At 44.3% G+C, this 14299-nt stretch carries 6 protein-coding genes, 2 tRNA genes and 3 rRNA genes; 10 read left to right on the top strand and 1 reads right to left on the bottom strand.

Annotated elements, in window-relative coordinates; all coding sequences use genetic code 11:
- The 5 genes from hemN to uxuA all read left to right on the top strand — a co-directional run bounded on the left by hemN (window position 1) and on the right by uxuA (window position 6039).
- Window positions 1-1371 (top strand): oxygen-independent coproporphyrinogen III oxidase, encoded by a 1371-nt coding sequence (gene hemN, locus AACH28_RS08045; RefSeq protein WP_201303496.1) that lies wholly within the window; start codon window positions 1-3, stop codon window positions 1369-1371.
- A 9-nt stretch (window positions 1372-1380) separates the two neighbouring features.
- Window positions 1381-3774 (top strand): heavy metal translocating P-type ATPase metal-binding domain-containing protein, encoded by a 2394-nt coding sequence (locus tag AACH28_RS08040; RefSeq protein ID WP_341832682.1) that lies wholly within the window; start codon window positions 1381-1383, stop codon window positions 3772-3774.
- A 5-nt stretch (window positions 3775-3779) separates the two neighbouring features.
- Window positions 3780-3968, top strand: coding sequence for a cbb3-type cytochrome oxidase assembly protein CcoS (ccoS, locus tag AACH28_RS08035; RefSeq protein ID WP_075991720.1), 189 nt, complete (start codon window positions 3780-3782; stop codon window positions 3966-3968).
- A 79-nt stretch (window positions 3969-4047) separates the two neighbouring features.
- Complete coding sequence (locus tag AACH28_RS08030; protein WP_088160737.1) at window positions 4048-4866, top strand: SDR family oxidoreductase; 819 nt, start codon at window positions 4048-4050, stop codon at window positions 4864-4866.
- A gap of 12 nt (window positions 4867-4878) precedes the next feature.
- Window positions 4879-6039 (top strand): mannonate dehydratase, encoded by a 1161-nt coding sequence (gene uxuA, locus AACH28_RS08025; RefSeq protein ID WP_286778347.1) that lies wholly within the window; start codon window positions 4879-4881, stop codon window positions 6037-6039.
- Window positions 6040-6180: 141 nt separating this feature from the next.
- On the opposite strand, the gene AACH28_RS08020 is transcribed toward uxuA, so the two are convergent.
- A complete protein-coding gene (locus AACH28_RS08020; RefSeq protein ID WP_286778346.1) occupies window positions 6181-7203 on the bottom strand; it encodes a LacI family DNA-binding transcriptional regulator in 1023 nt (340 codons plus the stop codon).
- A gap of 1407 nt (window positions 7204-8610) precedes the next feature.
- Here AACH28_RS08020 and AACH28_RS08015 point away from each other — a divergent pair.
- From AACH28_RS08015 to rrf, 5 genes are all read left to right on the top strand, one after another.
- Window positions 8611-10139, top strand: a 16S ribosomal RNA gene (locus tag AACH28_RS08015).
- Between the two features lie 121 nt (window positions 10140-10260).
- A tRNA-Ile gene (locus AACH28_RS08010) sits at window positions 10261-10334 on the top strand.
- A gap of 11 nt (window positions 10335-10345) precedes the next feature.
- Window positions 10346-10419, top strand: a tRNA-Ala gene (locus AACH28_RS08005).
- A 229-nt stretch (window positions 10420-10648) separates the two neighbouring features.
- Window positions 10649-13530 (top strand): 23S ribosomal RNA (locus AACH28_RS08000).
- Window positions 13531-13656: 126 nt separating this feature from the next.
- Window positions 13657-13768 (top strand): 5S ribosomal RNA (gene rrf / locus AACH28_RS07995).
- Together the 16S, 23S and 5S rRNA genes with 2 tRNA genes alongside form the textbook arrangement of a ribosomal RNA operon.
- Window positions 13769-14299: the final 531 nt, after the last annotated feature.

The following is a 14299-nucleotide window of genomic DNA, read 5'->3' as shown; positions in this document are numbered from 1 at the left end:
ATGATTACATCGCAGGTTACAATGGAAGAATTGGTGCAAAAATATAATGTTGCCGCACCGCGCTATACAAGCTATCCTACTGTTCCCTTTTGGGATAATGAAGCATTTTCTCGGGCGGCTTGGACTAATCAAGTCTACCAAACTTTCCAGCAGTCGAAAGAAAAAGGTATCAGCTTATATATACACCTTCCTTTTTGTGAAAGCCTCTGTACGTATTGTGGCTGCAATACGCGCATTACAAAAAACCATCGCGTTGAAGAACCTTATATTGCCTCTCTTTTGAAAGAATGGGAAATGTATGTCGCTTTATTTAAGGGAGAAAGACCGTTATTGGCAGAAATACATTTGGGTGGTGGTACTCCGACCTTTTTCCATCCGGATAATTTGAAAGTACTGATTGAGGGGATCCTTAAACACGCAGACCTGGCTCCTGATCGTTCATTCTCTTTCGAAGCTCATCCTGCTAATACAACCGTCACACATTTAGAAACCTTATTTGACTTGGGATTTCGGCGCTTGAGCCTGGGAATACAGGATTTTGATCCACTTGTGCAGTTCGTGATCAATAGGCATCAAACTTTGGAGGAAGTGGAGGAGGTTATGCTGAATGCGCGGAAAATTGGATTTGAGTCGATCAACTTCGATTTGATCTATGGATTGCCTAAGCAAACATTGGCTACGGTGGAAGATACGATCCAAAAAGCGATGCTGCTCGGTCCAGACCGGATCTCTTTCTATAGCTATGCACACGTGCCTTGGATAAAACCCGGTCAACGGCATTATACTGAAGCAGATCTACCTCATGGCGCAGCCAAACTCGCCTTATATAACCTTGGGAAAAAAATGATTTTGGCCCATGGCTATGAAGATGTCGGTATGGATCATTTTGCGAAAAGAGAGGACGAGTTATTTGTGGCTTTTCAACAAGAAAGATTACATCGCAATTTTATGGGGTATGCCGATCGATTTAGTCCCTTGTTAATCGGTATCGGAGTCTCTTCGATCAGCGATGCCTGGGGGGCTTTTGCTCAAAATGTGAAGACCGTAGAAGAATACCATAAACTTATTGATGCAGGGGTATTGCCCGTTGTAAAAGGACATATACTCAACGAGGAGGATCTTCTTGTAAGGCGTTATATCCTCGATATGATGTGTAAAGGCAAAGTGCAGTTGCCGACAGGTGCGCCGCTGAATGAGCAGATTATCGACGAATTGTCTGAACTTGTTGCAGATGGTTTAGTCTCCATATCCGGCGATCTAATTCAATGTACTGCTATTGGACGCTCCTTTTTAAGAAATATCTGTATGGCCTTTGATCAGCGATTATTGCGTTCAAAAGCACAAAATCAATTATTTAGTCAGGCAATTTAGAACGAAGGTATGGCAGAGCTAAGGGATGAAATACAACTCGCAGAAAAATGTTTCCATTGCGGCGATAAAATTGAGGAAACGGGTTATCAGCTCGATCATCACGATTTTTGCTGTCTAGGCTGTCAGACCGTTTACCAAGTACTGAACGATAGTGGTATGCAGCAATATTATCGCTATAATCAGCACCCGGGTAAATCAAATAAATCCAAGCAAGAAGATTTTTCTTATCTGGATGAACCACAGATTGCCGATAAATTAGTGGATTATAAAGATGATAAGATGACCATCATCACCTTTTATATTCCGGCTATTCACTGTAGCTCTTGTATCTGGTTGCTGGAAAATTTATATAAACTCAATCCCAATGTACTGCAGTCGCGCGTGGACTTTATGAAGAAACAGGCGAGCATTACATTCAATCACAATGAGCTGCCATTGAAAGACCTGGTTTATCTTTTGGTCCATATCGGTTATGACCCTAAAATCACTTTGCAGGATGTTGTAAAGGAAGGGAATAGAAATAATCTGAATCCTTTGGTCGCAAAAATTGCTGTTGCCGGTTTCTGTTTTGGAAATTCTATGTTATTCAGTTTCCCTGATTATTTTGGAATGGGGAGTTTTGAAAAGGAATATGCCAATTTCTTTGGTTATATAAACCTTGCCTTTGGTCTCCCTGTTTTATTGTATTGTGCGTCGGATTATTTCAAATCGGCTTATTGGAGTCTGAAACAAAAGCGGTTGAATCTGGATGTGCCATTAGCCCTGGGAATCCTCGTGTTATTTTTGCGTTCCGCGTTTGAGGTGATCACACAGACAGGAGCTGGTTTTACGGATACACTCTGTAGTCTTGTATTTTTTATATTGATCGGAAAATGGGTACAACAACGTACCTATTATCACATCTCATTTGAACGGGATTACCGGAGTTATTTTCCGGTGGCTGTAACAGTATTGACCGAATCGGGGGATAAACCTGTACAATTAGCTGACGTTCATATAGGTGACCGTATCTTGGTTCGGAACAATGAAATTATACCGGCCGATGCTATGCTTTTAAAAGGTGATGCTGCGATAGATTTTAGCTTTGTAACGGGTGAATCAAGTCCGGTCAGTAAGACCTTAGGCGAAATTATCTATGCCGGCGGACGCCAGACGGGGGAAGCGATAGAACTTGAAGTGGTCAAACCGATTTCACAGTCCTATTTGACCAAATTATGGAATAATGAGAATTATAAAGATTATGACAAACATTTTCAGACTTTTGTCAACTTTATAAGTAAATATTTTACTGTTGTTTTATTGGCTATTGCACTATTGGCTGCCTTATTTTGGGCCGTTGATGGAAGTGCAAGCCGGGCTTGGGGAGCTTTTACGGCGGTATTAATTATTGCATGTCCATGTGCGTTGGCGTTAAGCTCTCCATTTACCCTTTCTGCAGCGCTAAGTATTTTTGATCGAAATAAGTTCTATTTGAAAAATACGGCTGCTATTGAGCAGATGGCGAGGATTGATACCCTGGTGTTCGATAAAACTGGCACAATATCGTCGCCTAAAGCAACCTCAATTTATTTTGAAGGTAGCCTTTCGGCAGTTGACAAAAAACTACTGAATGCGGTATGTAGAAACTCTAGCCATCCGTTGAGCCGTGAAATCGTCAAGTGGCTGAATGTCTCTTCTGCTATTTCGATACAGGATTTTAAGGAATTTCCGGGAAAGGGGATGCAGGCTAATGTAAGTGGCAAGGAAATTAAAATCGGTAGTGCTAACTTTTTGAATATCGGTAATATTAAAACAGATGGTTCTGTGGTTTTTATTCGTATAGGTGAGGAGTTAAAAGGATATTTTACCATGGAGCAATCCTGGCGGGATGGCCTTTCGGCTTTGATTGAAGATTTTAAAGTCGAATACGACCTTCATTTAATCTCAGGGGATAACGATAGACGTCTGGATGCACTCCAGTTAATTTTTCCCTCGAATGCAAGTTTGCTTTTTAATCAATCACCAATGGAAAAACTGGAAACCATTCAAAATTTTCAGGTAGCAGGAAAGCATGTCTGCATGATTGGTGATGGTCTTAATGATGCGGGGGCATTGCGTAAAGCAGATCTGGGCATCGCCGTGAGTGATGATATCAATAACTTCTCTCCCGGCTGCGATGCGATACTGGATGGGGAGTCATTTTCAAAAATGCCGGATTTCTTTGCTTTTAGCAAAGATGCGGTGAAAGTAATACACATGAGCTTTGGTATCTCTCTTTTATATAATGTAATTGGATTGAGCTTTGCCGTGCAAGGTATTATGTCGCCGTTATTTGCCGCGATTCTAATGCCAATAAGTACGGTAACGATCATCTCTTTTACAAGTCTCATGACGAGGTGGTATGCCAAACGTCGTAAACTCTAGTTGTTATGGAAATAATGTATATTTTGATCGGTTGTAGTGTTTTGTTGGCTTTGGTTTTTCTATGTGCTTTTTTCTGGGCAAATAAAACCGGTCAACATAATGATACCTATACACCTTCTATACGGATTCTGTTTGATGATGAAACGACAGAAGGGGAAGATAAAGAAGGTGACGTAACTAAAACGTTATCGTAATTAAATCAATTACTTTTTTTTGTAATTAAGGTTATTATCAATAAAATTGGGGGTAAATACCAATTTGAAATAAAAATACATGCATAATAATCCATTTTCATTAAAAGATAAGGTAGTTGTAATTACGGGAGGTACAGGGATTTTAGGCGAAGCATTTGTTGAGGCTTTGGCCGAGGCAGAAGCCAAAGTCGCAGTACTTGGACGTAATGGACAAATCGGAGCGGAGCGTGTTCAGCAGGTAGAGTCTGTTGGTGGCGAAGCTATATTTGTTGAAGTTGACATCATGAACGAACAGGATGTCACTCGGGCGAAAGATGAAGTTTTGCAAAAGTGGGGTAGGATAGACGCTTTAGTAAACGCCGTTGGAGGCAACATTCCAGGTGCAACAATTGGTGCCGATCAAGATTTATTTGCGAGCAATATTCAGGATACCATTAAAGCAATAGAGCTTAATTTGTATGGTACAATGATTCCTACGCATATTATTGGTCGTGTGATTGCTGAAAGCGGAAAAGGCGTCATCATCAATATATCTTCTCTTACAGCCAGTCGTCCTTTTACACGTGTTTTGGGCTATACTGTTGCAAAACACGGTATCGATGGGTATACAAAATGGATGGCCACCGAGCTCGCTCAGCGTTATGGCGATCAAGTTCGTGTCAATGCAATCGCTCCCGGCGTATTCTTAACCAAGCAGAACAAAAACTTATTGATCAATCCAGACGGTACGTATAGCGACCGTACCAAACGTATTCTTAACGGAACTCCCTATAACCGTTTGGGCGACCCGCGTGAGTTAAAAGGAACTTTAATCTATCTATTGAGTGATGCATCGGCCTTTGTGACAGGGGAGACGGTTTTTGTCGATGGTGGTTTTAATGCATGGTGTGGCGTTTAATTAAACTTTAAGATGAGAAAATTAGAACAAACCTGGCGTTGGTATGGCCCCAATGACCCGGTATCTTTACAAGATATCAAACAGGCTGGAGCTACTGGTATTGTTACGGCATTACATCATATTCTACACGGTGAGGTATGGCCACTTGCCGATATTCAAGAAAGAAAACGCATTATAGAAGATGCTGGTCTTACCTGGTCTGTTGTGGAAAGTGTGACAGTACACGAGGAGATTAAGACAAAAGGTGCTAGGGTCGATGAATACCTCCAGAAATATAATGAGACTTTAACCAATCTCGCACAATGCGGCATCAAAACAATTTGTTATAATTTTATGCCGGTGCTGGACTGGACACGTACACAATTGGATTTAACCATGGCGGATGGTTCAAAAGCATTGTATTTTGACTGGATTGATCTGGCACTTTTTGATATTTTTATATTGAAACGTGATGAAGCACAGACAGCGTATCCAGAGGATGTTGTTAAACGGGCGACTTTACGATTTGATGAAATTTCCGAACAGCAAAAAGAAGAATTGGCAAATGTTGTCTTAATGGGGATCCCCGGAGAGAAGAATGTGGAATTGGAAGCGTTAAAAGCGAGCATTGATACCTATAAACATATTGGGAAAGATGGTTTACGCGGTAATTTGGTTTATTTCCTTCAGGGAATTGCGGCAACTTGTGAGGATAACGGTATATGTATGACTATTCATCCCGATGATCCACCGTATCCTATTTTAGGTTTGCCCCGCATCGCCAGTAATGGTGCGGATTTCGATTATTTTTTAAATGCGGTTCCACAACGATTTAATGGTGTCTGCTTTTGTACAGGATCCTTGGGGGCCAGTCAGACAAACGATCTGCCGGCTATCTTAGAAAATATTAAAGGGCGGGTAAACTTTGTTCACTTACGGAATGTGAGGAAAGATGCGATCGGAAGCTTTTATGAGGCAGACCATTTGGATGGGGATGTCAATATGTATAAAATCATGAAAATCCTGGTTGCTGAAAATCAATTGAGATCTACAGCGATCCCATTCAGACCAGATCACGGCCATCAGATGCTGGATGATCTGAATAAAGTAACAAATCCAGGGTATTCTGCCATTGGAAGATTGAGAGGGCTTGCGGAATTACGGGGCCTAGAGTATGGTATTGTTGGTGAATGATACCAATCATTCAAGCGAAGATTAGAGATTATGACCTGTAATAGTGGTCTAGCATAAAGACAGTCGGGAAATAAGAGCGCTAACGTCTTATTTCCCGACTGTTTTGTTTTAAGTATGTCGGCGAGACTATAATCAAAAGAATTATAAGGAAGATTTGCGAATGATGAGCTGTGTTGGAAGCTCAATCGTTTCAAATTCATGTATTGGTCTTGTTTGGTTAATGGTGGCGATTAATTTATTTGTTGCTAATTCTCCAATTTCTGTTGCAGGCTGTACAACGGTGGATAGCGCTGGATTTAACGAAGCAGCAATTTGTGTGTTTGAAAAACCGATAACGGCAACTTCGGAAGGAACCTGAATCTGAAGCTCAGCCAAAATACCCAATGTTCGGGTTGTAATAATATCTGTTGCTCCAAAAATTGCATCTATATTTTTATGCTCAAGATATTCTTTGCGCAAAATCTCCCCAATTGTTTCGTCTATATCGGTGGTATTATTAAAACTACATTCGATATAATGTCTAGTATCAAAAGGAATCCCCGCATCTGATAAAGCAGATTTAAAGCCATTTAATCGTTCGGCTGCCACACCTAAGTTCTTTCCGGTGATATGCAAAATATTCTTTTTACCTTTTTCGATGAGATGCTTTGTGGCATTATATGAACCCTGGAAATTATTGACACCAACCTTGAATGTGTCGAGCTGGTGATTGATACGATCAAAAATAACGACGGGGATCTGCGATTTTATCAATGCTTTTAGCTCTTCAATATTTGAATCGGAAGAAACCGGAGATATCATTAAGCCATCAATACCGCGCATGCGTAAGACGTCAATACAATTTTTTTCGATCCGTTCGTCTTCCCGGCTTTGCATGAAAATAACGTCATAGACCGTCTGTTGAGAGGCTATTTGAATTCCATCGAGGATTTGTGAAACGAATGTATTGCTAATGTTGGATACAATAACCCCTATTGTATTGGATTTTCCTATTTTTAAGCTCCGTGCCAACTTATTTGGGTGGAAATTATGCTTTTTGGCATATTCCTGAACCATCTTTTTAGTCGCTTCACTTATTTCGTAGCTGTCTGATAATGCTTTGGAAACCGTCGAAACAGAAATATTGAGTGCCAACGCTATATCTTTCAGGGTAGTTCTGCTCATCGCTCTGGTGGTTATTTTAAGAAGATAAATCTACATAAAAAAATGTATAAATGCGTTTTTATCTTCATAATTAGCCATTATCTATGGTCGGTTGGGATTTAGTCAATGGATTTGATTGGCAGGATTTCCTTTTTCTAATCCCTCTTCAAAATTAAAAAGAAGTTCAACATACTCGAAGCTAACCAAGGGCTTTTTGGCCCATGTAACCTATGCGAGTCCGAGTGTTTGGTGTTTTTTTGGCTATTTTTCGGTATTTCTAGGTAAGATGTCGCGCTGCGGTTCGTTTCGTTTTCGATCTTGAACCAGTCCAGAATCTATCCTGAATGAGCCTAGCGAGGGTTTAGCTAGGGCTTAGTTTCGCCCTGCGGGCAGGGTGCGGCTACCTTAAAAGTAACCTGAATCCGTGCCAGAGTCGGACTCAACACGGACTCAACACGGACAGGACACGGTTGCAGGGCAAACCTAACCCGAGCATGGTACGAAGCAGGTGGGGAGGGGAGCCGAAGGTTCCCGCAAGCCCTGCGTAGCAGCCGGAGCCCTGTCCACGGGGCGGAACCCAAGTTTGCCCTAAATGAGCCGTGCTTCCCCAGTAAATAAAGAAAAGTTGAGGGCTTCTTATTCCTTAGGTTAGCTTTTGTTTATATTTAACTTAGCAATAAGTTAGGTTTTGTTTAGCTATAACCTATACTATACCTAAACAAAACCTAACTAAAACCTAAACTAAACCTAAGTAAAACGGTACAAAAGTATAGCTACAGAAGAAGGTATTCCGGCCTTATCGATAACCGCCTGTCACCGTTCATCTGCTTGGCGTGGCACCCATTCCTGGTTGCTTATGTTTGCCCCTGCAGTCGGTGCTGAAATCCCCGGCGAGCCTTTCTACAAAAAGAATCTCGCACCCTTACAGGCAGTTAAGGGCAAAATAAAATAAATAAGAACAAAAGGCTTGGAAGTTTGTTTGTAAACTCCCTATCTTTGCACCACTCCGCAAGGGAGGCACGGTTACTTCGAAAGAAGGAATCATGAAAAAAAGAAGGGTTTAAGAGAAGTTTGGCAGGATTTAAAATCCAGCTGATTTTATTTTAAACGCGGAAATCGAAAAAAGAGAAAAGAAAAAAAACTTCAAAAAGTTTTTGGAAGTTCAGAAAAGATTTCTACCTTTGCAGTCCCAACGGAAACGAAGGGAAAAACAAAAAAGATAAAGAGGGCGCAATGCCATCGGAATATAGCGGATACGGAAGTTGAAGCGACAAAGTTCTTTAAGAAAACACAATCATGTAAGCGTGACGAGTAGACAAACGAAAGTCATGAACAAATTCAAGTAATTCGTTCAATTCGATCCAAGATCAGAGATATAAAAAAAGAATTCTGATTATTATAAATAGTTGGAATCAAAAACTTCATTTTACAATGGAGAGTTTGATCCTGGCTCAGGATGAACGCTAGCGGCAGGCCTAATACATGCAAGTCGGACGGGATCCATCGGAGAGCTTGCTCGAAGATGGTGAGAGTGGCGCACGGGTGCGTAACGCGTGAGCAACCTACCTCTATCAGGGGGATAGCCTCTCGAAAGAGAGATTAACACCGCATAATATCAACAGTTCGCATGTTCAGTTGATTAAATATTTATAGGATAGAGATGGGCTCGCGTGACATTAGCTAGTTGGTAGGGTAACGGCTTACCAAGGCGACGATGTCTAGGGGCTCTGAGAGGAGAATCCCCCACACTGGTACTGAGACACGGACCAGACTCCTACGGGAGGCAGCAGTAAGGAATATTGGTCAATGGGCGGAAGCCTGAACCAGCCATGCCGCGTGCAGGAAGACTGCCCTATGGGTTGTAAACTGCTTTTGTCCAGGAATAAACCTAGATACGTGTATCTAGCTGAATGTACTGGAAGAATAAGGATCGGCTAACTCCGTGCCAGCAGCCGCGGTAATACGGAGGATCCGAGCGTTATCCGGATTTATTGGGTTTAAAGGGTGCGTAGGCGGCCTATTAAGTCAGGGGTGAAATACGGTGGCTCAACCATCGCAGTGCCTTTGATACTGATGGGCTTGAATCCATTTGAAGTGGGCGGAATAAGACAAGTAGCGGTGAAATGCATAGATATGTCTTAGAACTCCGATTGCGAAGGCAGCTCACTAAGCTGGTATTGACGCTGATGCACGAAAGCGTGGGGATCGAACAGGATTAGATACCCTGGTAGTCCACGCCCTAAACGATGATAACTCGATGTTGGCGATAGACAGCCAGCGTCCAAGCGAAAGCGTTAAGTTATCCACCTGGGGAGTACGCCCGCAAGGGTGAAACTCAAAGGAATTGACGGGGGCCCGCACAAGCGGAGGAGCATGTGGTTTAATTCGATGATACGCGAGGAACCTTACCCGGGCTTGAAAGTTAGTGAAGAGTGCAGAGACGCACTCGTCCTTCGGGACACGAAACTAGGTGCTGCATGGCTGTCGTCAGCTCGTGCCGTGAGGTGTTGGGTTAAGTCCCGCAACGAGCGCAACCCCTATGTTTAGTTGCCAGCATTTAAGGTGGGGACTCTAAACAGACTGCCTGTGCAAACAGAGAGGAAGGTGGGGACGACGTCAAGTCATCATGGCCCTTACGTCCGGGGCTACACACGTGCTACAATGGATGGTACAGCGGGCAGCTACATAGCAATATGATGCTAATCTCTAAAAGCCATTCACAGTTCGGATTGGGGTCTGCAACTCGACCCCATGAAGTTGGATTCGCTAGTAATCGCGTATCAGCAATGACGCGGTGAATACGTTCCCGGGCCTTGTACACACCGCCCGTCAAGCCATGAAAGTTGGGGGTACCTAAAGCATGTTACCGCAAGGAGCGTGTTAGGGTAAAACCGATAATTGGGGCTAAGTCGTAACAAGGTAGCCGTACCGGAAGGTGCGGCTGGAATACCTCCTTTCTAGAGTATCGAAGATCGGTGCTCGTCACGTTACATATGATTGCAAGAAGAAAAAACATCAGAAGAAAGTGCCCGCCCCGAAAGGAGCAGGACCGAGAGAAAGAGATGAACAAGATAAGCTAGTCCCGTAGCTCAGTTGGTTAGAGCACTACACTGATAATGTAGGGGTCAGCAGTTCAAATCTGCTCGGGACTACGAAAGCGTTTGGGGAATTAGCTCAGCTGGCTAGAGCACCTGCCTTGCACGCAGGGGGTCAACGGTTCGAATCCGTTATTCTCCACATCTCCGGGAGGAACATCGACAGATGGTCCTAGAATATACCGGAAAAAGAGTTCTTTGACATATTGAAAGAGAAAAAAAATTACAAGAGAAGACAACAGTATAGAGACAATACGTGTATGTGTCTGAAGTAAGGGAGAGACCCTCGGTCAAGGCCGAACGATCCCGAACCTAGCATATGTGTATATATATCAAAAGCAGCCGCATAGTAGCAAAAGGCTATGCCGGTGAAGAAAGTAAATAAGGGCACACGGGGGATGCCTAGGCTCTCAGAGGCGAAGAAGGACGTGATAAGCTGCGATAAGCTTTGGGGATTGGCAAATGCGACTTGATCCAGAGATTTCCGAATGGGGCAACCTGACTATTTGAAGAATAGTCGTATAAAACGCGAACGCGCTGAACTGAAACATCTAAGTAGGCGTAGGAGAAGAAAATAACAATGATTTCCCAAGTAGTGGCGAGCGAACGGGAAAGAGCCCAAACCGATCATGTTACGGCATGGTCGGGGTTGTAGGACCACGACATTGTACAGCGCTATGAACTGGAAGCAGGTGGGAAACTGCGCAATAAGGGTGAGAGCCCCGTACAGGTAAAGAATGTTGACATAGTGGTATCCTGAGTACCGCGGGACCGGAGAAATCCTGTGGGAATCCACCAGCACCATCTGGTAAGGCTAAATACTCCTGAGAGACCGATAGTGAACCAGTACCGTGAGGGAAAGGTGAAAAGAACCCCGAACAGGGGAGTGAAAAGAACCTGAAACCGTGTGCTTACAAGCGGTTGGAGCAGGCAGGTCCTGTGACAGCGTGCCTTTTGCATAATGAGCCTACGAGTTACTCTTGTCTGGCAAGGTTAAGTCCTTCAGGGACGCAGCCGAAGCGAAAGCGAGTCTTAATAGGGCGCATAGTCAGATGAGGTAGACGCGAAACCTTGTGATCTACCCTTGGGCAGGTTGAAGTTGCAGTAACATGTAATGGAGGACCGAACCGATAAACGTTGAAAAGTTTCCGGATGACCTGAGGGTAGGGGTGAAAGGCCAATCAAACTGGGAAATAGCTCGTACTCCCCGAAATGTTTTTAGGAACAGCGTCGGCGTAGAGTTTGATAGAGGTAGAGCTACCGATTGGGTGCGGGGGAGTCAAATCCTACCAAATCCAGACGAACTCCGAATGCTATCAAATATAGCCGGCAGTGAGGCTTTGGGTGCTAAGGTCCAAGGCCGAGAGGGAAAGAACCCAGACCATCAGCTAAGGTCCCCAAATTCGTTCTAAGTTGAACTAACGAGGTCCGGTTGCCCAGACAGCTAGGATGTTGGCTTGGAAGCAGCCATTCATTTAAAGAGTGCGTAACAGCTCACTAGTCGAGCGGCCGGGCGTGGATAATAAACGGGCATCAAGAACGGTACCGAAGCTATGGATTTGTACTGAAATATGTACATCTGGTAGGGGAGCATTCCATCGCCGGAGAAGCAGTTTGGCAATGAACTGTGGAGGTTATGGAAAAGCAAATGTAGGCATAAGTAACGATAAGGCGGGTGAGAAACCCGCCCACCGAAAGACCAAGGTTTCCTGATCAACGTTAATCGGATCAGGGTCAGTCGGGACCTAAGGCGCACCCGAAGGGGGCAAGCCGATGGACAACTGGTTAATATTCCAGTACTCTTCATAACTGCGATGTGGTGACGGAGTAGTGACACTGCCGCGAACTGACGGAATAGTTCGTTGAAAGGCGTAGGTATAGGGACGGTAGGCAAATCCGCCGACCCTGCTGAAACCCAATAGTACAGCAAAGCTCCGGTGGCGCTGATAGAGCAGGTAAACAGACTTCCAAGAAAACCCGCTAAGCTTCAGGTTATGAAGACCCGTACCGCAAACCGACACAGGTGGTCGAGGAGAGAATCCTAAGGTGCTCGAGTGAGTCATGGCTAAGGAACTCGGCAAAATGGCCCTGTAACTTCGGGAGAAGGGGCGCTGTCTCGTAAGAGCAGCCGCAGTGAAAAGGCCCAGGCGACTGTTTAACAAAAACATATGGCTTTGCAAAATCGCAAGATGAAGTATAAGGCCTGACACCTGCCCGGTGCTGGAAGGTTAAGAGGGGATGTCATCGCAAGAGAAGCATTGAATCGAAGCCCCAGTAAACGGCGGCCGTAACTATAACGGTCCTAAGGTAGCGAAATTCCTTGTCGGGTAAGTTCCGACCTGCACGAATGGTGTAACGATCTGGGCGCTGTCTCAGCCATGAGCTCGGTGAAATTGTGGTATCGGTGAAGACGCCGATTACCCGCAACGGGACGGAAAGACCCCATGCACCTTCACTATAGCTTAACATTGAGATTGGGTACAGGATGTGTAGGATAGGCGGGAGATGTTGAAGTGGCTTCGCCAGGAGTCATGGAATCAACCTTGAAATACCGCCCTTTCTGTATTCGGTTTCTAACTCGGCAATGCCGAGGACATTGTTTGGTGGGTAGTTTGACTGGGGTGGTCGCCTCCAAAAAGGTAACGGAGGCTTTCAAAGGTAAGCTCAGTACGCTTGGTAACCGTACGCGGAGTGCAATGGCATAAGCTTGCTTGACTGTGAGACCGACAAGTCGAACAGGGTCGAAAGACGGACATAGTGATCCGGTGGTTCTGTATGGAAGGGCCATCGCTCAAAGGATAAAAGGTACGCTGGGGATAACAGGCTGATCTCCCCCAAGAGCTCATATCGACGGGGAGGTTTGGCACCTCGATGTCGGCTCGTCACATCCTGGGGCTGGAGAAGGTCCCAAGGGTTGGGCTGTTCGCCCATTAAAGTGGCACGCGAGCTGGGTTCAGAACGTCGCGAGACAGTTCGGTCCCTATCTGTTGTGGGCGTTGGAAGTTTGAGTGGATCTGACCTTAGTACGAGAGGACCGGGTTGGACAGACCTCTGGTGAACCTGTTATGCCGCCAGGTGTACGGCAGGGTAGCTACGTCTGGAATAGATAAGCGCTGAAAGCATCTAAGTGCGAAACTAGCCACGAGATGAGACTTCCTTATAGGGTCGTAGAAGATGACTACGTTGATAGGCCATAGGTGTAAAGGTTGAGAGACCAAAGCCAAGTGGTACTAATAGCCCGAAGCTTTCTCAAGCAGACAGACACTGTTGTCTTCCTCTTTAATTTTTGAAACAGACAGGAAACGAACCTCTTTCAATACATATGTCATTTGGCATGAAAAACATGATATGAATATCATAAATCAGCCAATAAAGATTTTTAGGTGCCTATATCGGCGGTGTCTACCTCTTCCCATTCCGAACAGAGCAGTCAAGCCCGCCAGAGCCGATGGTATTGCCGTAACAGGTGGGAGAGTAGGTCGGTGCCTTTTTTTACACGGAAGCCCTTGCTGGAAACAGTCAAGGGCTTCTTTCGTTTAGATACTTCCGTATTTCCCTGTACAGGCCATTGCATATCCTCCGTACTTCCCCGACCGGCGTTGCCCTAGAGCCTTCACTGTGCCTGCTCAAGCTCATCCCATCACTGCTCCTTTTCGAAAAGGCTTTGGCTCACTGGCTACAGTTCAATACATTGAAAGATTAAGGTTTGCCACTTTGATGAGATTTGATACGCTATAGATGCAATTCGCTTCGTTCCGATAGTCCTCGATGTTTTCGGGATAAATTTGTGAATATAACATTGATTTCAATCCATATTGGCATTAAAATAGCGCACTGTACGGTATGAAATGTGATTATGGTCACTTTTGATGTCAGATCTACTGGTGAAAAGTACCTTTCAGGATCTCAATTTTCGCTAAGTCATTTAGAACCAGCAGCCGAAATTAGTAACTAAGCATTGTAATGCGGTAATACAAAAGTGACGTACATCACTTTTGTACGCATTCCCCATCATTAAATTG

It is taken from the genome of Sphingobacterium thalpophilum (assembly GCF_038396785.1).
Classification (GTDB): Bacteria; Bacteroidota; Bacteroidia; order Sphingobacteriales; family Sphingobacteriaceae; genus Sphingobacterium; species Sphingobacterium thalpophilum_A.
This window is presented reverse-complemented; position numbering and strand designations above follow the sequence as displayed.